Annotated in this window: 22 protein-coding genes; 15 read left to right on the top strand and 7 right to left on the bottom strand. The window is 71.2% G+C overall.

Annotated features, from left to right (window positions below):
* The first annotated feature begins 1 nt into the window (after position 1).
* Genes WFJ01_RS05210 through WFJ01_RS05200 form a run of 3 tightly spaced genes read left to right on the top strand, consistent with a single transcriptional unit; the run spans position 2 to position 2,883 of the window.
* Positions 2 to 754 carry a lysophospholipid acyltransferase family protein gene (locus WFJ01_RS05210; RefSeq protein ID WP_336628399.1) on the top strand — a complete coding sequence of 251 codons (753 nt, stop codon included), beginning with the start codon at positions 2 to 4 and terminating at the stop codon, positions 752 to 754.
* On the top strand, positions 744 to 1,895 hold the full coding sequence (locus WFJ01_RS05205) for an NAD(P)H-dependent glycerol-3-phosphate dehydrogenase (RefSeq protein WP_336628398.1): 1,152 nt from the start codon (positions 744 to 746) through the stop codon (positions 1,893 to 1,895). The genes WFJ01_RS05210 and WFJ01_RS05205 overlap by 11 nt, the downstream gene beginning before the upstream one ends.
* Positions 1,801 to 2,883, top strand: coding sequence for a D-alanine--D-alanine ligase family protein (locus WFJ01_RS05200; RefSeq protein WP_336628397.1), 1,083 nt, complete (start codon positions 1,801 to 1,803; stop codon positions 2,881 to 2,883). Before WFJ01_RS05205 ends, WFJ01_RS05200 begins: the two co-directional genes overlap by 95 nt.
* Positions 2,884 to 2,913: 30 nt before the next feature.
* Here the strand turns inward: WFJ01_RS05200 and WFJ01_RS05195 are convergent, their stop codons facing one another.
* On the bottom strand, positions 2,914 to 3,429 hold the full coding sequence (locus tag WFJ01_RS05195) for a DUF3515 family protein (RefSeq protein WP_336628396.1): 516 nt from the start codon (positions 3,427 to 3,429) through the stop codon (positions 2,914 to 2,916).
* A 23-nt stretch (positions 3,430 to 3,452) separates the two neighbouring features.
* On the opposite strand from WFJ01_RS05195, the gene thiL reads away from it, so the two are divergent.
* The gene (gene thiL / locus WFJ01_RS05190) at positions 3,453 to 4,481 is read left to right on the top strand and encodes a thiamine-phosphate kinase (RefSeq protein ID WP_336628395.1); all 1,029 of its coding nucleotides are present in this window, start codon (positions 3,453 to 3,455) and stop codon (positions 4,479 to 4,481) included.
* Positions 4,482 to 4,554: 73 nt separating this feature from the next.
* Here the strand turns inward: thiL and rsmD are convergent, their stop codons facing one another.
* Complete coding sequence (rsmD, locus tag WFJ01_RS05185) at positions 4,555 to 5,145, bottom strand: 16S rRNA (guanine(966)-N(2))-methyltransferase RsmD (RefSeq protein WP_295032900.1); 591 nt, start codon at positions 5,143 to 5,145, stop codon at positions 4,555 to 4,557.
* Positions 5,146 to 5,248: 103 nt separating this feature from the next.
* Here rsmD and WFJ01_RS05180 point away from each other — a divergent pair, with 103 nt between their 5' ends.
* The 7 genes from WFJ01_RS05180 (at position 5,249) to mutM (ending at position 11,326) form a co-directional block, all read left to right on the top strand.
* On the top strand, positions 5,249 to 6,019 hold the full coding sequence (locus tag WFJ01_RS05180; protein ID WP_336628609.1) for an alpha/beta fold hydrolase: 771 nt from the start codon (positions 5,249 to 5,251) through the stop codon (positions 6,017 to 6,019).
* An 82-nt stretch (positions 6,020 to 6,101) separates the two neighbouring features.
* Complete coding sequence (locus WFJ01_RS05175; RefSeq protein ID WP_295032898.1) at positions 6,102 to 8,276, top strand: ATP-dependent DNA helicase RecG; 2,175 nt, start codon at positions 6,102 to 6,104, stop codon at positions 8,274 to 8,276.
* Positions 8,277 to 8,366: 90 nt separating this feature from the next.
* Positions 8,367 to 8,864, top strand: a complete 498-nt coding sequence (gene coaD, locus WFJ01_RS05170; protein ID WP_251440871.1) for a pantetheine-phosphate adenylyltransferase — start codon at positions 8,367 to 8,369, stop codon at positions 8,862 to 8,864.
* A 150-nt stretch (positions 8,865 to 9,014) separates the two neighbouring features.
* Positions 9,015 to 9,482: a YceD family protein gene (locus WFJ01_RS05165; RefSeq protein ID WP_251442367.1), complete on the top strand. Its 468-nt coding sequence runs from the start codon at positions 9,015 to 9,017 to the stop codon at positions 9,480 to 9,482.
* Between the two features lie 32 nt (positions 9,483 to 9,514).
* On the top strand, positions 9,515 to 9,724 hold the full coding sequence (gene rpmF, locus WFJ01_RS05160) for a 50S ribosomal protein L32 (protein WP_013586329.1): 210 nt from the start codon (positions 9,515 to 9,517) through the stop codon (positions 9,722 to 9,724).
* A 14-nt stretch (positions 9,725 to 9,738) separates the two neighbouring features.
* On the top strand, positions 9,739 to 10,431 hold the full coding sequence (gene rnc, locus WFJ01_RS05155) for a ribonuclease III (RefSeq protein WP_251440868.1): 693 nt from the start codon (positions 9,739 to 9,741) through the stop codon (positions 10,429 to 10,431).
* Positions 10,424 to 11,326, top strand: a complete 903-nt coding sequence (gene mutM, locus WFJ01_RS05150; protein ID WP_292888362.1) for a bifunctional DNA-formamidopyrimidine glycosylase/DNA-(apurinic or apyrimidinic site) lyase — start codon at positions 10,424 to 10,426, stop codon at positions 11,324 to 11,326. The genes rnc and mutM overlap by 8 nt, the downstream gene beginning before the upstream one ends.
* Before the next feature lie 34 nt (positions 11,327 to 11,360).
* Here the strand turns inward: mutM and WFJ01_RS05145 are convergent, their stop codons facing one another.
* Positions 11,361 to 11,822, bottom strand: coding sequence for a phage tail protein (locus WFJ01_RS05145; protein WP_336628394.1), 462 nt, complete (start codon positions 11,820 to 11,822; stop codon positions 11,361 to 11,363).
* Positions 11,823 to 11,942: 120 nt separating this feature from the next.
* Between WFJ01_RS05145 and WFJ01_RS05140 the strand changes: the two genes are divergently transcribed.
* Positions 11,943 to 12,581 carry an HAD-IA family hydrolase gene (locus tag WFJ01_RS05140; protein WP_336628393.1) on the top strand — a complete coding sequence of 213 codons (639 nt, stop codon included), beginning with the start codon at positions 11,943 to 11,945 and terminating at the stop codon, positions 12,579 to 12,581.
* 3 nt (positions 12,582 to 12,584) lie between these two features.
* On the opposite strand, the gene WFJ01_RS05135 is transcribed toward WFJ01_RS05140, so the two are convergent.
* The 4 genes from WFJ01_RS05135 to WFJ01_RS05120 all read right to left on the bottom strand — a co-directional run bounded on the left by WFJ01_RS05135 (position 12,585) and on the right by WFJ01_RS05120 (position 16,073).
* Positions 12,585 to 13,901: a permease gene (locus tag WFJ01_RS05135; protein ID WP_336628392.1), complete on the bottom strand. Its 1,317-nt coding sequence runs from the start codon at positions 13,899 to 13,901 to the stop codon at positions 12,585 to 12,587.
* A complete protein-coding gene (locus WFJ01_RS05130; protein ID WP_336628391.1) occupies positions 13,898 to 14,593 on the bottom strand; it encodes an ABC transporter ATP-binding protein in 696 nt (231 codons plus the stop codon). Before WFJ01_RS05130 ends, WFJ01_RS05135 begins: the two co-directional genes overlap by 4 nt.
* 95 nt (positions 14,594 to 14,688) lie before the next feature.
* Complete coding sequence (locus tag WFJ01_RS05125) at positions 14,689 to 15,795, bottom strand: GNAT family N-acetyltransferase (RefSeq protein ID WP_336628390.1); 1,107 nt, start codon at positions 15,793 to 15,795, stop codon at positions 14,689 to 14,691.
* On the bottom strand, positions 15,795 to 16,073 hold the full coding sequence (locus WFJ01_RS05120) for a hypothetical protein (protein WP_292888379.1): 279 nt from the start codon (positions 16,071 to 16,073) through the stop codon (positions 15,795 to 15,797). The genes WFJ01_RS05125 and WFJ01_RS05120 overlap by 1 nt, the downstream gene beginning before the upstream one ends.
* Positions 16,074 to 16,585: 512 nt before the next feature.
* Here WFJ01_RS05120 and smc point away from each other — a divergent pair.
* The 3 genes from smc (at position 16,586) to WFJ01_RS05105 (ending at position 21,679) form a co-directional block, all read left to right on the top strand.
* Complete coding sequence (smc, locus tag WFJ01_RS05115; protein ID WP_336628389.1) at positions 16,586 to 20,158, top strand: chromosome segregation protein SMC; 3,573 nt, start codon at positions 16,586 to 16,588, stop codon at positions 20,156 to 20,158.
* 76 nt (positions 20,159 to 20,234) lie between these two features.
* A complete protein-coding gene (ftsY, locus tag WFJ01_RS05110; protein ID WP_292888385.1) occupies positions 20,235 to 21,110 on the top strand; it encodes a signal recognition particle-docking protein FtsY in 876 nt (291 codons plus the stop codon).
* Positions 21,111 to 21,178: 68 nt separating this feature from the next.
* A complete protein-coding gene (locus WFJ01_RS05105; RefSeq protein ID WP_251440824.1) occupies positions 21,179 to 21,679 on the top strand; it encodes a DUF2004 domain-containing protein in 501 nt (166 codons plus the stop codon).
* Positions 21,680 to 21,746: the final 67 nt, after the last annotated feature.

Below are 21,746 nucleotides of genomic sequence, written 5' to 3'. Positions count from 1 at the left end.
GATGCGCGCGACCGCCGAGAAGAGCCGCCCGAGCCTGTTCTGGTTCCTGGCGGTCTTCGTGGTGCCCTTCGTCTCCTTCCTCGCGAAGATCCGCTTCCGCGGCGCCGAGAAGCTGCCGCGCTCCGGAGCCTTCGTGCTGGCGCCGAACCACTACTCCGAGTTCGACCCGCTGATCGTGGCCGTCGCCGTCTGGCGGCTCGGCCGCGCCCCGCGCTTCATGGCGAAGGAGAGCCTGTTCCGCGTGCCCGTGCTGGGCTGGGCGCTGCGCGGCACGGGGATGATCCCCGTGGCGCGGGCGACATCCGTGGCCGCGGCGAAGCAGACCATCGCGCAGTCGAAGGAGCTCGTCGAGCACGGTCGCGGTGTGATCGTGTACCCCGAGGGAACGCTCACGCGCGATCCGGAGCTGTGGCCGATGCGCGGCAAGTCGGGCGCCGTGCGCCTCGCCCTCGCCGGGCGGATCCCCCTGATCCCGATGGCGCAGTGGGGCACCCAGAACATCATGGGCCGCTACCAGAAGGGGCTCAGCCTCTGGCCGCCGCGCAAGCGGGTCGACGTCGTGATCGGGGATCCGGTCGACATCTCCGACCTGTACGACCGCGCAGGCGAGAACGCTGCGCTGGTCGAGGCGACCGAGCGGCTGATGGCGGCGATCACCGCCCTCCTCGAAGAGGTCCGCGGCGAGAAGGCCCCCGCGCAGCGATGGAACCCGGCCGAGCACGGGCAGAAGGAGACGGGGCGCCTTGACTCCTAGGAACGCGCAGCCTCGCACGTCCTCGATCCCGCTGGGTCCCCGGGTCACGGTGATCGGCGCCGGCAGCTGGGGGACCACTTTCGGCAAGATCCTCGCCGACGGGGGCGCCCAGGTGACGATGTGGGCGCGCCGGCAGGAGCTGGCCCATGAGATCGCCGAGGCCAAGCGGAACTCGCAGTATCTGTCCGGGATCAACCTGCCGCGCAACATGACGGCCACGCATCATCTCGTCGAGGCCGTCGCCGGAGCCGAGCAGGTGTACCTGTCGGTCCCGAGCCAGACCCTGCGTGAGAACCTCAAGGCGCTGCGTCCGCTGCTGCAGGGCTCCGACATCCCGGTGGTCAGCCTCATGAAGGGCGTGGAGAAGAGCTCCGGCCTGCGGATGAGCAAGGTCATCGAGCAGGAGCTGGGCTGCGATCCCGACCGCATCGCGGTGGCGAGCGGACCGAACCTCGCCCTCGAGATCGCCCGCGAACAGCCGACGGCGGCGGTGATCGCCTCGAACAGCCAGGAGACGGCCGACATCGTCGCGCGCACCGCGCGCAATCGCTACTTCCGCAGCTTCGTGAACACCGACGTCATCGGCACCGAGTTCGGCGGCGTGCTGAAGAACCTCATCGCGGTGGCCATCGGCATCGTCGACGGCGTCGGCTACGGCGAGAACACCAAGGCGTCGATCATCACCCGGGGACTGGTCGAGATGACCGACTTCGCGGTGGCGAACGGCGCGCAGCCGGGGACCCTGCAGGGTCTCGCCGGCCTCGGCGACCTGATCGCGACGTGCCAGTCGCCGCTCAGCCGCAACAACACGGCCGGGCGCCTGCTCGGCCAGGGATACAGCTTCCAGGACGTGGTCAAGCAGATGCAGCAGACGGCCGAGGGACTCGCGTCCGTCGCTCCGGTGCTGCAGCTGGCCCGCGCCGCCGGCGTGGAGATGCCGATCGTCGAGCAGGTGAAGATGGTGCTGGACGGCGCCATGGACCCGCGCGACATCGCCCCCCATCTGACCACCGACGACGACACCCCTCAGGGGGAAGGGACGGGCAATGGACAAGCAGACGGTGGTGGTGCTCTTCGGAGGGCGCTCCAGCGAGCATTCGATCAGTTCCGCCACGGCGGGAGGGGTGCTGCGGGCGCTTGACCGCGAGCGGTACGACGTCATCCCGGTCGGGATCACCCGTGCGGGCGCCTTCGTCCTCGAGGACGACGAGCCGGACAAGTTCCCGCTCGACGCCGCGCATCTGCCCGAGGTCGCCGACAACGGCACCCGCATCCAGTGGCCGGAGCCCGGCGGGATCCGCACACTGCGCGTGACGCGCGCCGACGGCGCGGTCGACGACCTCGGCCCGATCGACGTGGTGCTGCCGCTGCTGCACGGCCCGCACGGCGAGGACGGCACGCTGCAGGGCTACTTCGACACCCTCGAGGTGCCGTATGCGGGCGGCGGAGTGCTCGACTCGGCGCTGTGCATGGACAAGCACTTCATGAAGATCGCCCTGCAGGCGGCCGGCATCGCCGTGGCGCCGTGGATCACCGTGCGCGCACGGCAGTGGGCGCAGGACGCCGAGGGCGTGCGCGCGGCGGCCGCCGAGCTCGGTCTCCCGGTCTTCGTGAAGCCCGCCCGGGCCGGATCCAGCGTCGGCGTCTCGAAGGTCACGGAGCCCGCGGAGTTCGACGCGGCGATGCGCATCGCCCTCGCCGAGGACGACAAGGTGCTCATCGAGAGCCGTGTCGTCGGACGCGAGATCGAGGTCGCGATCCTCGAGGGCGCGGACGGCGCGCGTGCGTCGGTGCCCGGTGAGATCGTGCTGACCTCGCGCGGCTTCTACGACTTCGAGGGCAAGTACCTCGGCGGCGACGGCGTGGACGTGGTCTGCCCGGCCGAGCTCGCCGACGCCGAGATCGCAGCGATCCAGGACGCCGGGATCCGCGCGTTCGAGGCGGTCGACGGACGCGGCCTGGCGCGCGTGGACATGTTCCTGACCGCGGAGGGCACCCTCGTCGTCAACGAGCTGAACACGATGCCGGGCTTCACGCCGATCTCGATGTTCCCGAAGTGCTGGATCGCCTCCGGGCTCAGCTACCGCGACCTCATCACGGAGCTGATCGAGGCGGGGCTGCGTCGCTAGTCCGACGCGCTCCCCGGAGCGACGGAGCCGCTAGTTCGACGGGCTCGGGGCGGGTGTCGGATCCGCCCCGGGCCGCTCGATGCAGGCGTGGGTGGCCGGGATCGTGGCGATCGCGGCGGCGAGGCTCTTGTTGTCGATGACGTCGTTGCCGCTCACGCCGGATCCCGGCTTGCTGTTGATGAACAGCTGCACGGCCGGCTTGCGACCGTAGGTCGTGAGCGTGAGGTTGGGACTCCGGGAGTCGTCCACGAGCCAGTCGATGCCCTGCCGGGTGATGCACTGGAGGGCGCTCGTGGGCTCCGCCTCGGGCAGACCGCAGGTGAGCAGCACCACCGACGGGTCGCCCCACGCCGCCGTCGACTGCGCGTCCGTCCAGCGCCGGTCGTGACCGTCGATCGAGGGCACGTTCTTGAGGCGCACCGTGACATCGGCGCAACGCGGGTCGTTCGCGTCGTCCGCCGGATTGAGGTGAACGGTCGAGCTGCAGCCGGCGAGGAGCCCTGCCGTGAGCACGAGGACGGTGACGACGGCGAGACGACGGGGCATCCCTCCAGGCTACCGTTGACACCATGGTGGACCATTCAGCTCCAGGCCCCGACGCGGTCGCGGCAGGATCAGAGGATCCGACGATCGGCGAGGTGAGCGAGGGCCGCGTACTGCGGACGATCCTCGCGCGGACCCCGGCGGGTCGTGACGCCCTCCTCGGCCCGGGCGATGACGCGGCGGTCATCGCGGCACCCTCGGGTTCCGTCGTGGCGACCACCGACACCCTCGTCGAAGGGCCGGACTTCCGCGCGGCGTGGTCGACGGGCTATGACCTCGGCTGGAAGTCCGCGGCGGTCAACCTCGCCGACGTCGCCGCGATGGGAGCGCGGCCGACGGCGCTGCTCGTCGCCCTCGCCGTGCCGAAGGATCGACGCCTGTCGTTCGTGGCGGCCCTGGCCGACGGATTCAGGGACGCCTGCGCGGCTCTGGCGCCGGGCTGTGCGGTCGTCGGCGGCGACCTGACCGTGTCGGCGACGCTGATGATCGCGGTCACGGCGCTCGGAGATCTGGAGGGGCGGGCGCCGGTCACCCGCGCCGGGGCTCGGGTCGGTGACGACGTCGCGATCGCGGGGGAGATGGGACATGCCGCGCACGGACTGTCGGTGCTCTTCGGCCGCTTCCATCCGGCGGGCGCCGCGGTGCCCGTCGATCCCGTGCTGCTCGCCGAGGGCGAGGCGGAGGCGATCGCCGCGCAGGTGCGCCCGGTGCCGCCCATCGGGCTCGGCCCCGTGGCAGCGGTCGCGGGCGCGACGGCGATGATGGACGTCTCCGACGGCCTCGCCCTGGACGCGGGGCGGATGGCGGAGGCCTCCGGCGTGACGATCGCGCTCGAGCAGGCGGCCCTCGGCGCGCATCCGCGTCGTGCACTGGCCGGAGGCGAGGACCACGCGCTGCTCGCGACGTTCCCCGCCGGCGCGCTGCCGCCGGGCTTCCGCCGGATCGGATCCGTGGTGCCGGCGTCGGAGGGCGCGCCGGTGCTGTACGACGGCGAGCCGGTGGGACCCCTCGGCTGGGACCCGTACCGCGACGCGGGCGCCGACGTCGGCACCTGAGCGGCAGGGAGCCGGAGCGCGAGCCGAGATCGCGGGCTACCCGTCGGCGGGCCACCCGCCGGTGCCCCACCGGTCAGCGGTGCGCCGGTTCCGCCCACCACAGCGCCGTGTCGCCGTACGAGCGCTCGCGGATCAGCGCGAGTCCCGCGGCGTCGAGGTCCGGGGCGGTGGCACGCCGAGCCCGTTCGATGACCACGACGGCGTCGGGGGACAGCAGCGGCGTCAGGGCGACGAGGTCGGCGGTCATGTCCGCATCGGACAGGTCGTAGGGCGGATCCGTGAACACGAGGTCGAACGGCCCGGCGGCGCGGCCGAGGTACGCCTGGACGGCGCTCTCGACGACGACCGCCTCGCGCCGGTCCGCGTCCGGGCCCTTCGGCGCGGCGAGCGCCTTGCGCACGGCGGCGGCGTTGCGGCGGATGATCGCGGCGGCCGGACGTCCGCGCTCGACGAGCACCGCGCCGCGTGCGCCGCGACTGAGCGCCTCCAGGCCGAGCGCGCCGGATCCGGAGTACAGATCCAGCACACGCGCGTCGTCGATCGCGTCCATGGACTCGAGGGCGCCGAACAGCGATTCGCGCACCCGGTCGCTCGTCGGACGCGTGCCGTGGCCCGGCACCTCCAGGCGGGTGCCGCCCGCCGAGCCCGCGATGATTCTCGTCACCCGTTCACCCTATGGGGCGTGCCGCGGGTGTCGCGATCCGTCCGCGACCCGCGGGGAGGGGCAGGATAGGGGAGTGGCCGAACCTCTTGCAGAGCTGATCAGCATGCCCCGTCCCCAGATCATCGAGGCGGGCGAGGGGGTGGGGCTGGCGACGTATTCCTGGGGAGAGCCCGAGGCGCCCGTCGTGCTGCTCGTGCACGGCTTCGCGTCCAGCACGCGCGACAACTGGGTGCTCACCGGCTGGGCACGGATGCTCGAACGCGCCGGCTACCGGGTGCTCGGGATCGACCAGCGCGGCCACGGCGCCAGCGAGAAGCCGCACCAGCCCGAGGACTACGGGATGCGGACGCTGGCGACCGACATCGAGCAGGTGCTCGACACGTATCTCGTGGACGAGGCCCTCTACGTCGGCTACTCCCTCGGCGCGCGCGTCGGCTGGGAGGTGCTGCGCGATCTCGGCGACCGCATCCCGCGCGCGGTGCTCGGCGGCATTCCGGACGGCCGGCCATTGGAGCGGCTCGACGTCGACGAGGTCCGCGCGTACATCGCCGACGGGGCGCCGGTGTCCGACCCCGCGACACGCGACTACATCGCGCTCACCGAGCGGGTGCCCGGCAACGACCTCGAGGTCATGCTCGCGCTGGCCTTGGGTATGCGCGGCGAGGCCCGCACGATCGATCCGGATCCGGCGACGGCCCCCGGCCAGCCGATCCTGTTCGCGACCGGCTCCGACGACCCCATCATCGAGGGCTCGCGGCGTCTTGCGGACGCCTCGCCGAACGGGACGTTCTTCGAGATCCCCGGACGGCACCACTTCAACGCGCCGGGATCCAAGCCGTTCCGGGAGGCGGCGCTCGCCTTCCTCCAGGGCTGAGCAGCCGGGATCCGGGTCGCGCGGCGGCGGGGTTGTGCACAGCCGCGCGGCGGCGTCCGGGCCCCGCTCTAGAATTCTGAGCATGCCGCTCCGTCTCGATTCGCCGCTCGCCGTCGCGGTCGGCGACGGCAATGCGAAGACCCTGCAGAAGGCGTTCGGCATGTCCGTGGTCGCCGACCTGCTCACGCACTACCCGCGTCGCTACGCCAACCGCGGCGAGCTCACGCCGATCCTCGATCTCCCGAAGGGGGAGACCGTCACGATCGTCGCCGAGGTGATGAAGGTCGACGTGCGCGACATGAAGAACCGTCGCGGCGCGATGATGACCGTCGACATCGGCGACGGGGTGGGGCGCATGGTGCTGACGTTCTTCGCCAAGTACCGCGGCCAGCTCGAATGGCGCGAGAAGGAGCTGCGCATCGGCCGGCGCGGGGTGTTCACGGGCAAGGTGGGCGACTACCGCGGCGTCACCCAGTTCGCTCATCCGCAGTACGAGATGTTCGACGACGAGCTGCGCGCGCGCACGCAGGCCGACGTGCTCGTGACCACCCCGCTGCCGATCTATCCGGCGACGGCGAGCCTCACGACCTGGCAGATCGAGAAGATGATCGGCACGGTCCTCGACGCGCTGGGCCCGGTGCCGGAGCCGGTGCCCGACGAGGTGCGCCGCGAGGACGGCCTGCTCGATGCGCGCACGGCGCTGGAGCGTGTCCACCGGCCGAGCACCAAGGACGAGATCGCGCCGGCGATCCGCACCCTGCGGATGCACGAGGCGCTCACCCTGCAGACGGCGCTCATGCAGCAGCGCTACCTGGTGCGCATGCTCGACGCCACGGCTCGGCCGGCGAAGCCCGGGGGCCTGCTGGAGCGTTTCGACGCGGCATTGCCGTTCGAGCTCACGCCCGACCAGAAGGCGGTGGGCGAGACGATCGCGGCGGATCTCATCGGCGGTGCGCCGATGAACCGGCTGGTGCAGGGAGAGGTCGGATCCGGCAAGACGCTGGTCGCGCTGCGCGCCATGCTGCAGGTCGCCGAGACGGGCGGTCAGGCGGCGCTCATCGCACCGACCGAGGTTCTCGCGGCCCAGCACCTGCGCTCGATCACGAAGATGCTCGGCCCTCAGCTCGCGCCGCTCGTGATGCCGACGCTGCTCACGGGGCAGATGTCGGCGCCCGAACGGCGCAAGGCCGCTCTGCGCGTCGCGGCGGGGCAGGCTCTCATCGTGGTGGGCACGCACGCGCTGCTCGGCGAGAAGACCACCTTCGCCGACCTCGGGCTCGTCGTGGTCGACGAGCAGCACCGCTTCGGCGTCGAGCAGCGCGAGGCGCTGCGCGCGAAGGGCACCAGCCCGCACGCGCTCGTGCTCACGGCGACCCCCATTCCACGCACGGTCGCGATGACCGTCTTCGGCGATCTCGACACCTCGGTGATCCGCACGATGCCGAGCGGGCGCGCGGGCATCGAGACCTTCGTCGCCCCGCTCGCCGACCACCCGGGCTGGTTCGCGCGGGTGTGGGAGCGTGCGGCGGAGGAGATCGCGCAGGGACGCCAGGTGTTCGCGGTGTGCGCGGCGATCGATACGGCAGACGGCGCCGAGGAGGCCGACCAGGAGCGCTTCGCCGACGAGGAGGAGAGCCGTGGTCCCCGGTGGGGCGTGGTCCAGCTGCAGGAGGCACTGGCGACGCATCCGTCGCTGAGCGCGGTGCGCATCGCCGGCCTGCACGGGCGCATGGCCGCGGACGAGAAGGACGCGATCATGCAGTCCTTCGCCCGCGGCGACATCGATCTGCTCGTGGCGACGACGGTGATCGAGGTCGGTGTGGACGTCCCGAACGCGTCCACGATGATCGTCCTCGAGGCCGATCGGTTCGGGGTCTCGCAGCTGCACCAGTTGCGCGGCCGCATCGGTCGTGGCGGCGTCCCCGGCCTCTGCCTCCTCGTCACCGAGGCGGAGCAGGGAACGCCAGCCCGCGACCGCGTCGACGCGGTTGCGGCGACGCTGGACGGGTTCGTGCTCGCCGAGGTCGATCTCGATCTGCGCGGGGAGGGCGACGTGCTCGGAGCCCGGCAGTCGGGGGCAAGATCGTCGCTCAAGCTCCTGCGGGTCATCAAGGACGCGGATCTGATCGCGCAGGCCAGGGCGATCGCCGAGGGGATCATCGAGGAGGATCCCGCGCTCGAGGAGCACGAGGGTCTCCGGGACGCGATGGCCCAGCGCCTGACCATCGAGGACCGTGCGGCGCTCGCCAAGAACTGAGCGCTGGGCGAGGCCTGCGCTCGGCTCGTACCGAGGAGCCCGCCGCTAGGCTGGTCCCATGCGATGCACTGAGCGACGTGAGGAGACGAAGTGAGCGCTCGGATCGCCGTCGTCCCCGGTTCCTTCGACCCGCCGACCCTCGGCCACCTCGACGTCATCCGTCGTGCGGCCGCCCTGTACGACGAGCTGCACGTGCTCGTGGTGCACAACCCCGACAAGCAGGCGATGCTGCCGGTCGCGCAGCGGCTCGCGCTGCTCGAGGAGTCGATCGCCGAGGCCGGGGTCTCCGGATCCGTGATCGTCGGATCCTGGAGCATGGGTCTGCTCGTCGACTATGCGCGGGACGTGAACGCCGGGGTCCTGGTCAAGGGCATCCGTTCGCAGATCGACGTGGCGTACGAGTCGCCCATGGCGATCGTGAACCGGCACCTCGCCGACATCGAGACGGTGTTCCTGCTGCCGGATCCCGCTCACGCGCTGGTGTCCAGCTCTCTCGTGCGGCAGGTCGCCGCCCTCGGCGGCGACGTGTCGCCGTTCGTGCCGCCTGCGGTGTCGCGGTTCCTCGACACGGGGGCGCGCGGCCTCTGATATCCGGCCCTGCGACCGGGTGCGACCGGTGAGAGCCGCCGCGGCGTCGGGCCGTCGTCCAGGCGGAGCCGATAGACTTGCGGGGTGAAAACCCGACGCAATGGACCTTTCGTGCTGCCCGTGCGCGACATCGTTCGCCGACCCGGCGAGATGCGCGAGCACCGGCTCACGATCCCTCTCGCCGAGCAATGGGGCGAGGGCCTCGTCGCCGTCTCGAAGGGCGAGGAGCTCGACATCGACGTGCGTCTCGAGTCCGTGCACGAGGGCATCCTCGTCACCGGCGAGGTCGATTCGACGTACCGCGGAGAGTGCGGACGATGCCTGAATCCGATCGAAGCGCCTGTCGAAGTCGAGTTTCAGGAGCTTTTCGCGTACCCTGGAGAGGAAGCGAACGACTTCGAGGTTCAAGACGACCACGTGGATCTTGAAACTCTGGTCAGGGACGCGGTGGTTTTGGCGCTCCCGTTTCAGCCGGTGTGTCAGCCGGATTGTCCTGGACTCGATCCCGAGACCGGCGAGCGGCTGACCGGAAGCGCCGGGAAAGAGCATGACGCTCCCGTCGATCCTCGATGGGCCGCGCTCCAGCAGATCACAGACCACGGGAACGCAGCGGAATAGCTGCGCGCCCAGAACACAGAAGGTAAGCAACCATGGCCGGTAACCCCCCGAAGCGCAAGGTCTCCCGTTCCAACACCCGCTCGCGTCGCGCGCAGTGGAAGGCTGAGGCTCCCGCCCTCGTCAAGACCATCGAGAACGGCAAGGTCGTCTACAGCCGTCCCCACCAGGCGAAGGTCGTCACCGACTCGCAGGGCACGGAGCTGTTCCTCGAGTACAAGGGCCGCAAGGTCGCCGACGTCTGATCGATCGGTCGATCATGGCATCAGTCCCCACTGGGACGGTCCCACTTTCTGAGCAGCTCGGGGTCGATATCGACCCCGAGCTGCTTCAGCTTGCGCTCACGCATCGTTCGTACGCGTACGAGAACGGCGGCATCCCGCACAACGAGCGCCTCGAGTTCCTCGGCGACTCTGTGCTCGGCCAGGCCGTCACCGTCATGCTGTACACGACCCTGCCCGACCTCGATGAGGGGTCGCTGGCGAAGCGCCGCGCGAGCGTGGTCTCGACCGTCGCCCTCGCCGAGGTCGCCCGCGGCATCGGCCTCGGCGCGCACATCCTGCTCGGCAACGGCGAGGAGCGCACCGGCGGTCGCGACAAGGACTCGATCCTCGCCGACACGATGGAGGCCGTCTTCGGCGCCACCTACCTGTCGGCCGGCCCCGAGCAGGCCACCTCGCTCGTGCTGCGCCTCATCGAACCGCTCCTCGCCGACCCCGAGCGCTACGGCGCGGCCATGGATCCGAAGACCGCGCTGCAGGAGATGTCCGCCCGGCACGGGCTCAGCGCTCCGGTCTACGAGGTCGTGTCGACCGGCCCGGATCACGACCGGCGCTTCACCGCGACAGTGACGACCGGCGAGGTCTCGACGACCGGCACCGGCACCAGCAAGAAGACGGCCGAGATGGCTGCCGCGCTGGCAGCCTGGCACGTGCTCAGCAACCGTGCCTGAGCTTCCCGAGGTCGAGGTCGTCCGCGCCGGGCTCGCTCCTGCGATGACCGGGGCGCGCATCGTCTCCGTGGCCGTCCACGACGAGCGCGCGTTGACCCGTCACCCGGCGGGCGCGGCCGACTTCGCCGCGCGGCTGGAGGGGGCCGAGGTCTCCACCGTGGCGCGCCGCGGCAAGTTCCTCTGGATGCCGCTCGCGTCGGGGGAGGGAGCGCGCTCGGCGGTGGTGGGACATCTCGGCATGTCCGGTCAGCTGCTGCTGCGCAGACCGGACGCGGCCGCGGACCGGCACGAGCGGGTGCGGATCTACATCGAGCATCCCCGGCATGGGGAGCTCGCCGTCGTCTTCGCCGACCAGCGCACGTTCGGATCCCTCGCCGTCGACGCGCTCGTGCCGACGAACGACGGTCGCGCTGCCGGATGGGGGAGCGAGGACCCGCTCATCCCTTCGCAGGTGGCGCACATCGCCCGCGACCCGATGGACGACGCGTTCCAGGACCGCCTCTTCCGTGAGATCCTGCGCACGCGGTCGAGCGCGATCAAGAGGGTTCTCCTGGACCAGGCCGTGATCAGCGGGGTCGGCAACATCTACGCCGACGAGTCGCTGTGGGCGGCGCGGATCCATCCCGAGACGCCGGCCTCCGCGCTGTCGACCGTCGCGGTGAACCGGTTGCTGGCGGAGGTGCGCGCCGTGCTGGAGAAGGCGCTGGCCGAGGGCGGCACGAGCTTCGACGCCCAGTACGTCAACGTCAACGGCCAGGCCGGCTACTTCGCGCACTCGCTGAACGCGTACGGTCGTGGCGATCAGCCCTGCCCGCGATGCGGTGGACCGATCCGGCGCGAGTCCTTCATGAACCGTTCTTCGCACTTCTGCCCGCGGTGTCAGCGACGACGCTGACCGCGTGCCGGCGTCCGGCGCGGGGCGGTCGCCGTCAGTGCTCGCCCTTGATGACGAAGTAGGAGCCGCGGATCTCTCCCGCCAGCTTCGACCGCTGCCGGGCGAACTTGAACGCCGACAGCTCCTCCGGGATCTCCATCCCGAGCGACAGCTTGAAGCCGACCGCGCGCTTGCCCGCGTCGGCGAGCGTGTACATCACGTTGATCGCGAGCCCCGAGGTGTAGAAGACGTATCCGAACCGGATCCGGTCGGCCTCGAACCCGCTGACCTCGAGGGCCGGGCTCGCGATCACGATGCCGCGCTCCTCCTGCAGGATCTCGGTGACCCAGGCCAGGGTCTCGGGATCCTCCCCGGGCGTGCTGACCGTGAACGGCGTGCCGTACTTGTTGGTGATGTAGCGTGCCTCGTTCGCCCGCAGGCCGGCGAGCGCCTCGGCGATCGGCGATGCCTCCAGTCCTGTGGTCGAGACGGTGGCGAAGTCGACGACGCTGCTCATACGGAGTCCTTCCGGGAGGCGGTGATCCTCTCATTCTCCTGCAGCACCCCGCCGCGGGCGAGATCGACCGGGGGAGCGCTCCCCATCGCCGGCCTCACGGGCGTCGGCTAGCGTCGGACCATGACCCAGCCCAGGCCGTGGATCCTGTTCGACATCGGCGGCGTGCTCGAGCTCGTCGAGGACGGCATCTGGCAGGAGGAGCTCGCGAATCGGTGGGCGACCCGTGCCGGACTCACCCGCGCGGAGTACGACGAGCGGCTCGCCGTCGCGGACCTGCCGCGCATCGATGTCGAGCAAGGCGCGGCAGAGGCGTACTGGAGCGGCTTCGCTCGTGCGCTGGGGTTCACCGACGTCCAGCGCGAGGAAGCCGTGCAGGAGCTGTGGGATGCCTACTGCGGCGAGGCGAACGTCGAACTGATCGAGTACGCGCGGTCGCTGCGGGGGCGGGCGGGAGTGGCGATCCTCTCCAACTCCGCCGACGGTGCGCGCGAAGAGGAGGAGCGTCGGCACGGATTCTCCGCCGTCTTCGACCCGATCTGCTACAGCCACGAGATCGGCGCGAACAAGCCGGATCCGGAGGCCTACGAGGCGGCGCTCCGGGCGATGCGGTCGGCCCCGGAGCGGGTCTTCTTCATCGACGATCGGCAGCAGCAGATCGACGGCGCCGCCCGGGTCGGGATCCGCGGCATCGTGCATCGCGACAACGCCACGACGGTCGCGGCCGTCGAGGAGTTCCTGACGGCCGCGACCGGATCCTGAGGATCAGCCCGCGAACGCCCGCAGCAGGATCGGACGGGTGAGTCGCGTCGCGATCCAGACGAGCGCGACCCCGGTGGCGAGCACGGCGGCGATCGTGAGGAGCGAAGCCGGCGCGGTGATCAGGGCGATCCCGAGGAGCGGGAAGATGAGGATGGCCGCGCACAGCGCGGAGCCGATCGACGTCACCAGCAGGGGCGACATGACCGCGCGGCGCCGCGCCGCGTCGACCGTGTCCGCGGGAACGCCGAGATAGTGCAGGCTGCGATGGAGCTCGCGCTGGTCGAGGATGTCGGACGCCTGGGTCACCGCCACGGAGCAGGCGACCATCAGGAAGGACGCGACCAGTGTGATGATCAGGCCGGTGCGCATGTCGGTCACGAGCTCGAGGTCATCGGTGCGGGTGTTCTCGCTGCCGATCACATTCATGAGGGCGACGCCGGTGCCGGCGAACACCGCCATGAAGCTCGACATCGCGATGCCGCTCACCTGACGCCAGGCGCCCTTCGCGTCGTCGAGCACGATGCGAGCCGCGATGAGCCGTGCGGGAGTCCCGGCGCGACGCAGCTGCATCCGCGCGCCGACCGTCAGCACCCACGGCCCGATGAGGTTCAGCACGAGGAGGCCGATGGCGAAGATGGCGACGAGGCCGGTGATGATCGAGATCGCCTCGCCCATGCCGGGCACGATCCGGCCCGCCGTGAACCCTGCCGCGATGACGACGACGGCGATCAGGGCGCGCACCCAATGGGGCGCGCGGGGAGTGGTCCTTGTGCGCACGCCCAGTGGCGATATCACCACCCGACGCAGCCCGATCACGGCGCTCACGGTCGCGAGCAGCACGGTCCCGATCGCGATCGCCGCGGTCAGCAGCGGCGGCAGCATCACGGCCGATCCGAGCGGAGCGCCGCGGAACGGGATGAGGCCGACGAGCGGCGCGATCCCGATCGTCAGCAGCACTCCGGCGAGCACACCCGCCGCGGCGACGAGCGTCGCCTCGACGACCGCCACCACGCCCACGCCGAACCCGCTGACGCCCAGCAGCCGCAGCGTCGAGAGCCGCTCGTCCCGCCGGCGGGCGGAGAGCCGGGCGGCCGCCCCGCCGAGCGAGGCGAGGGGCAGCACCAGCAGCACCAGCGCGACGGCGGCGAGGATCTGGTAGATCATCGCGTACTCGTCCGTCCATCCCCAGAACGCCTGCGCACCGCCCACGACCGTGAGCACGAGTGCGGAGACCACGGCGAACGCGACCGCGGGGATCACGACGACTCCGGCGGAACCCGGTGCGGGACGCAGGAGCAGGCGCAGGGTCGCGGCGTTCATGCGGCGACCGCCGAGCCCAGCACGCGACCGTCGCGGACCGCGATGGTCCGGGAGCAGCGCGCGGCGACCTGCGGGTCGTGCGTGACGACGACGAGCGTGCGGCCCTGCCCGGTGGTCGACCAGAGCAGCGCGTCCATGACCTCCGACGACGTCGTCGAGTCCAGCGCGCCGGTCGGCTCGTCCGCGAACACGACGCTCGCCCCCGTGACCTGGGCGCGGGCGATCGCGACGCGCTGGGCCTGGCCTCCGGAGAGCTCGCCGATCCGGCGATCCTCCATGCCCTGCAGTCCGAGAGCCGCGAGCCACCCGGCCGCGCGCTGCGTCGCCTCGGCACGGGAGACCCCGGAGATCATCGCCGCGAGCGCGACGTTCTCCACGGCGGTGAGTTCGGGCATCAGCAGCCCCTGCTGGAACACGAACCCGAACGACTCGCGGCGCAGCCGGGACCGCGCCGATTCGCTCAGTGCGCTCACCTCGACGACGCCCCCGGCGGGCGGCAGGAACGTCACGCGCCCCCCATCGGGCCGGGTGATCCCGGCGAGCACGTGCAGCAGGGTCGTCTTCCCGGATCCGGATGCTCCCATGATCGCGACGGATTCGCCGGAGGCGATCCGGAGGTCCACCCCGGCGAGGGCTCGGGTGGATCCGAACGACTTGATCAGACCCTGTGCTTCGACGACTGCTGTGCTCATGCCTCCAGCCTGGTCGGCGCCGCCGGGCGGATCATCGGTCCGGGGAGTGAGGATCGCGCCCGGACGTCATCCTGCGGGATGATCCTGGCGAGCGATCAGTCCAGCACCTTCTTCCAGGCCCCGCCGTATCCGATCGGCGCGAATCCGAGCTGCTCGTTGATGGACAGCATCGGGCGGTTCTCCTCGGCGTTGTAGGTCACGATGCGCTGCGAGCGCGGGTGGCGCTCATGCCAGGAGAGCAGACCGGCGGTCTTCACGAGCAGGCCCAGCCGGTGGCCACGGTGCTCCGCGAGCACGAGGGTGTCGTTCTGCTGGGTCACGCTGTCGTCGGCGCCCTTGAGGGAGAGCTCGTTGTACGCGCAGAGCTCGCCGGTCTCGATGTGCTGGGCCGCGGTGACCTGAACGGTGTGGCCCATGTCGAGCCAGCGGGAGTCCTGCTCGCGGACGCGGTCGGCGTCCCAGGTCTCCTCCGGCGAGTCCATGTCGGCGTCCGGGGCGTCGGTGGACATGCGGGACTTCATCCACGCGTACCCGTCGACGAAGGCCTCGGGCGTGGGCAGCAGCCATTGCACGACGCGGTAGCCGGATGCGGCTTCTTCCGCGGCGGCTCGCAGCGCGAGGAGGCGGTCGTCCCCGTCCCACCGGTACTCGCTGACGCGGTCGACCTGCTCCAGGGTCCAGCCCTGGGCGAGGAGGAAGCGCGCGGTGTGATCGCGCGGGACGCTGCCGAAGCCCGTCGGCGGCTCCAGGGCCGGTTCGCCCGAGGGGAGGTGCTCGGTCCACATCTGGAGGGTGCGCATGCCCTCGGCCCGCGCGAGCGGCTCCAGGTGGCCGGCGACCGCGGTCGCGATGCCCCGGCCCTGCTCCTCGCGGAGCATGCTGATCGCCGACATGGCGGTGTCTCCGGCGCCGTCGCGCGAGATGTTCAGGAAGGCCACCCCGATGGTGCGCTCCCCGCGGACGATCCGCCACTGGCGGCGGTGCGTGTGGGCGTCCGAGGTGAGCAGCGGAAGCAGCTCGTCGGCGGTGAAGCTGTCGTCGTCGCGGCCGGAGGCCTCTTCGAGGCAGCGGTTGCGGACCTCGGCATAGGCACGGAACGCGGGGGAGGACCCCGCATCCGCCCGTGCGGGGAGCACGAGCGGATGCAGGGTCGCGCCGGCGGTGAGGGCGATGATCGGGTCGGGGGTGCCGGCGTCGGTCATCAGAGCACCTGCCGCGTCGCGCTGCGGGACAGGCGGTCGGCCTCGTACTGCTCCAGGAGGCGGAGGCGACGGGACGCGGCCTGAGCGGCCCGTGCCCGGTCCTGCGCCGCAGGACGTGTCCGCACGATGAGGTGCAGGGCGACGCGCAGGGCCACTCGCTGGGCGAACGACAGGTTGCGGAGCTCCTCCTCGCGGGGGAGCTGGATGGACAGGTCGCGCTCGGGGAGAGCGCTCTGCGTCGACTCGGTGGGAGGCGAAGCGTGCAATGCGGTGTTCACGGTGGTTCGCTTTCGTTGGTCGTGCCGGAAGGCGGTTTCGCTCCACGGCGCGGTCGCCCGGTGGGGTGCCGCGACGTGTCACGGGTGAGGGAGCCGGATCCAGGACGCGGTGTCCGGATCGGCGTGGATCCGGAGACAGGTGTCCCGGATCAGGTGAGGCGATCGGAGATCGACGCGAGGATCGCGGATCGGATCGCGGACGCACGAGGCGTCAGGCCGGCCTCAAGCCGGAGCGGGGGAGAATGCGCCTGTTACGCGGCGAAACGCACGCGCAGGCCGGCGGAAGTCGCCGAGGACGCATCGATCCCACGGGATGGGGTGAATGCAATGCGGATGTTCATCATGTTCGGCAACCTCCTTTCTCGGCTCGGGTTGTCGCGCTAGCGGAGCTTCACAGGAAGCGTCAAGCCGACACTCAGAAATCCCTGGACCTCGGGCGTTTCCCGCGCGGAGGCGGGGACCGGCCGCGATAGCGTAGAGGCCGTGAACTCCGCCGAACGTCGAGCGTGCCCATGCATCTGAAGAGCCTGACCCTCAAGGGGTTCAAGTCCTTCGCGCAGCCGACGACGTTCGCCTTCGAGCCGGGCGTCACCTGCATCGTCGGACCGAACGGCTCCGGGAAGTCCAACGTCGTCGACGCCCTCGCCTGGGTCATGGGCGAGCAGGGGGCGAAGACCCTGCGCGGCGGCAAGATGGAGGACGTCATCTTCGCCGGTACGTCGACGCGGGGCCCGCTGGGGCGCGCCGAGGTGCAGCTCACGATCGACAACAGCGACGGCGCGCTGCCGATCGAGTATGCCGAGGTGACGATCAGCCGGACCCTGTTCCGCAACGGATCGAGCGAGTACGCCATCAACGGCGAGGGCTGCCGCCTGCTCGACGTCCAGGAACTGCTCAGCGACTCCGGCCTCGGACGCGAGATGCATGTCATCGTCGGCCAGGGGCGTCTGGACACCGTGCTGCAGGCCTCGCCGGAGGACCGGCGCGGTTTCATCGAGGAGGCGGCGGGGATCCTCAAGCACCGGCGCCGCAAGGAGAAGACCCTCCGCAAGCTCGACGCGATGGAGACGAACCTCACGCGCCTCAGCGATCTGGCCGGGGAGATCCGCCGTCAGCTCAAGCCGCTCGGGCGCCAGGCCGAGATCGCCCGGGAGGCCCAGACCATCGCCGCCGTCGTGCGGGACGCCAAGGCCCGGATCTTCGCCGACGACGTTGTGACCCTGCGCTCGGCCCTCGCCGATCACACGCGCAACGAGCACGAGCGCCATGCGGAGCGCGTCGTGCTGAGCGAGCAGGGCGACCTCATCCGCGCGGAGATCACGCGGCTCGAAGGGCTGCAGAACTCGGCCGCGGTCGACGAGGCGCGCCGCATCGCGTTCGGTCTCGAGCAGGTGCAGGAGCGCACGCGCGGCCTGTTCACCCTCGCCAACCAGCGTCTTGCGCTGCTCGGAACCGATGAGGACGACGCGGTGACCGCGGTGACCGTCACCCAGGCGACGATCGACGAGGCCAAGGACGAGGTCGAGGAGATCTCCTCGGGCATCGGTCGTGCACAGGACGCCGCCCAGCAGGCGACGCGGGCCGTCGCCGAGGCCCGTGCGGAGCTCGACGCCCTCGATGTGGACATCGCCGAGCAGAGCGCCCTCGTGTCGGCGCACGACATGCGCCTGACGACGCTGCGCGGACAGGCGGAGGCCGCGGCCTCGGCCCTGGCCGCCGTCCGCGGTGCCGTGCTGCGTCAGGAGAACGCCCTGGAAGCGGCTCATCAGCGTCGCCGCGAAGCCGCCGAGGCGCGGGAGCGGATCGAGGAGGGCGAGGCCCCCGAGGGCACCGCCGCCGAGCATGCCGAGGCCTACGAGCGGGCGCAGGCTCGCGCCGTCGCCGCAGAAGGGGAGCTCGAGGGCCTGCGCGAGCGGCTGCACGCCGCCGAGCGGGAATCGGAGGCGCTCACGGCGAAGGCCGCGGCGCTGGGAAGCGCGATCGCCGTCACGGGCGGCGCGGCCGAGATCGTCGCCGCGGGGCTCGCCGGCGTGCGCGGACTCGTGGGCGATGCGGTGCAGGTCACGCCCGGCTATGAAGCGGCGATCGCGGCCGTGCTCGGGCCCCTCGCCGAAGGCGTCCTGGTCGACGACGTCGCGGCGGCCTTCGCCGTCGCCGCCGACGGCGAGGCTGCGGGGGCGTACGACATCGTCATCGCCGAAGGCGCGGCCGCGGCGGTGTCCGATGCGAGGATCGCCGGGGCCACTCCCGCGACCGAGGTGGTGACGGCACCGCCGGGTGTCCTCGGCATCCTGTCGCATGTCGTGATCGTGGAGGACCTGACGGCGGCCCGATCGGCGCACGCGACCGCGGTCGCCGCGGCCGGCGTGCCGCTCACCGTGGTGACGAAGGCGGGCGAGGTGCTCACCGCGCACACCCTTCACACCGGATCGGGAGGGGAGCGGTCGCGGCTCGAGCTGGTCGCGGAGCGCGACGCCGCCGTCGACCGGCTGGGCGAGGTGCGCGTCGTCGTCGACTCGCTGCGCGAGGCCCGCGAGGACGGAACCCAGGCGCTGGAGACGGCGCGCCGGATCTCCCGGGACGCTCTGCGCACCCTGCGCGAGCACGATGCGGCCCTGGCCGCGCACACCGAGCAGGTGAACCGCGTCAGCGTGCAGCACGAATCCGCGATCGCGGAGTGCGATCGCCTCGAGGCGGGCCTGGAGCAGGCTCAGTCCGCCGTCGCGGACGCCGAGGCGAACGCCGATGCCGCCAAGGACGCCCTGGCCGCCGCGGAGGCCGCGCCCCGGCCGGTGCTGGACGCCTCCGCCCGCGACGGGCTGCTGGAGGCGCTGGAGGCGGCGCGGGAGGCCGAGATGGAGGCGCGCCTGGGCATCGAGACCCTGCGGGAGCGCGTGCGCGCCGCGCAGACCAGGGTGACGTCGCTCGAGCGGCAGCGGGAGCGGGAGCGCGAGGCGGCCGCGGAGGCGGCCCGCCGCGCGGTGATCCGGCGGGCCCAGCGCGAGACGGCCTCCGGGGTCGCAGCGGAGCTGCCTCGGATCCTGGATTCGATCGACCGCTCGGTCGCCGAGGCGCGCGTCGCCCTCGCCGCGGCGGAAGCCGCGCGTTCGGCGCAGAATCAGGAGCTCGGCGAGCTGCGCCGGCAGGATTCGTCGATCCGCGAACGCCTGGCAGGGCTGACGGAGAGCGTCCACGGGCTCGAGCTGCAGATCCACGAGAAGAAGCTGCACCTGACCAGCCTCCTCGAACGCGTGCAGTCGGAGCTCGCCCTGGACGAAGACATCCTGGTCGCGGAATACGGCCCGGATCAGCTGGTTCCCCGCGACGCGGTGCTTCTCGCCGCCGAGCCGGACGACCTCGTCGAGGCGGCGGACGCCGTGGAGGCGGATGTCGTCCCCACCGGGATCCCCTTCGATCGGCGCATCCAGCAGCGCCGGCTGCAGGAGGCCGAGCGCAAGCTCGCCCAGCTCGGTCGGGTGAACCCGCTCGCGCTCGAGGAGTTCGCCGCTCTCGAGCAGCGGCACGCCTTCCTCACGGAGCAGCTCGCCGACCTCACCAAGACGCGTCAGGATCTGCTGACGATCATCGCCGAGCTGGACGAGCGGATGCAGACGATCTTCGCGTCGGCATTCGAGGACACCCGGCAGGCGTTCGGCGAGGTGTTCCCGCTGCTCTTCCCGGGCGGCGCCGGAAGCATCTCGCTGACCAACCCCGACGACCTGCTGAACACCGGCATCGAGGTCGCGGTGCGCCCCGTCGGCAAGAAGATCGAGCGGCTCTCGCTGCTCTCCGGCGGCGAGAGGTCGCTCGCGGCCGTGGCCCTGCTCGTGGCGATCTTCAAGGCGCGCCCGAGCCCGTTCTACATCCTCGACGAGGTGGAGGCGGCGCTGGACGACGCGAACCTCGGGCGTCTGCTGACGGTGTTCGAGCAGCTCCGTGCGAGCTCGCAGCTGCTCGTGATCACTCACCAGAAGCGCACGATGGAGATCGCGGACGCGCTCTACGGCGTCTCGATGCGACAGGACGGCGTCTCGGCGGTCGTCGGCCAGAGGGTCGGCGACCGCGCTGCCGCGGCGACCGCCTGAGCGCACGCGCGTCCGCGACAGCGCGCCCTCGGCGAACACGCCGGGTTCGCCGGGCCGCTCCCCGTAGGCTGGACGCATGGCGGAGAAGTCCTGGTCCCTCGGCCGCGCGCTGCGCGGCATGTTCGTCAAGCCCACGATCGACGACGACACCTGGGACGACCTCGAGACGGCCCTGCTCACCGCCGACTTCGGGCCCGACATCACCGAGCGCCTCGTCGACGAGCTGCGCGCGAAGGTCGAGCGGTATCGCACCACGGATCCGAAGGACCTGCAGCGGATGCTCCGCGAGACGCTCGAGGAGCACTTCGCGAAGTTCGACACGACGCTCAAGCTCACCGAGCGTCCGGCCGTGGTGCTCGTCGTCGGCGTGAACGGCGTGGGCAAGACGACCACGATCGGCAAGTTCACGAAGTTCCTCCGTGGCTACCAGCGGTCCGTCGTGGTCGGCGCGGCCGACACCTTCCGCGCCGCGGCGGTCGAGCAGCTCGGCACCTGGGCGCAGCGCGCGGGAGCGGCGATCGTGCGCCCCCAGCAGCAGGGGCAGGATCCGGCCTCGGTCGCCTTCCAGACGGTCGAGTACGCGAAGAACAACGGCACCGAGATCGTCATCATCGACACGGCGGGCCGCCTGCACACCAAGGGCGGCCTGATGGACGAGCTCTCCAAGATCCGCCGGGTGGTCGAGAAGCAGGCGCCGATCAGCGAGGTGCTGCTGGTGCTCGACGCGACGACCGGCCAGAACGGCGTGCTCCAGGCCGAGGCATTCCTCGAGCACGCCGGCGTCACCGGCCTGGTGCTCACCAAGCTCGACGGCTCGGCCAAGGGCGGTTTCGTGCTCGCAGTGCAGGAGCGCACCGGCATCCCGGTCAAGCTCCTGGGGCAGGGCGAGGGCATCGACGACCTCACCGGCTTCACGCCGCACGTGTTCGTGCAGGCTCTCGTGGGCTCCTGATCCGAGCCGATTCCCGGCACGCGCCGCGCGGACTACCGTCCCGCCCGCAAGGCTGGTTTTATAGGCCTATGGCGATCGAACACGACTTCTTCGGACTGCTGTCCTCGGGACCGGACGGATCGATCTTCTGGTCCGAGACGGTGGAGTTCGGCGACCATGCCCTCACCGTGGACCTGACCGCGCCCGACCAGGAGGACGTGTCGCGGGAGTCGCTCGACATCGCGGCCGCCTTCGTCTCGGGTCTCGAGGCCATCGACGACAAGGCCCGCCGCGGAATGCTGTCCGAGGTCGACGACCGCACCAGCGAGGTGACCGAGTACATCCTGCAGCAGCAGGAGGAGTACGGCGACGAGCTGAACGACTACCTCGTCGACGTGAGCGGCGACGCGGCCGTCGACATCATCCGGTCGTTGCGCCTGATGAGCATGACGCTGCTCGTGGACGAGCACGGCGGCAGCGAGCCGTTCGCGGTGCTCGAGTACGCCCTCGACGCCGACGGCGACGACGACGTGCTCCTGGTGAACTTCGGATCCGACGGCGCCGTGCTGTCGGTCATGAGCGCCGACTGAGGAGCCGGCCCGTCGGAATGACGAACCGCCGGACGGGAGTGGCCCCCCTGCTGCCCGTCCGGCGATC

Source organism: Microbacterium sp. MMO-35 (genome assembly GCF_037147555.1).
Taxonomy (GTDB): Bacteria; Actinomycetota; Actinomycetes; order Actinomycetales; family Microbacteriaceae; genus Microbacterium.
This window is presented reverse-complemented; position numbering and strand designations above follow the sequence as displayed.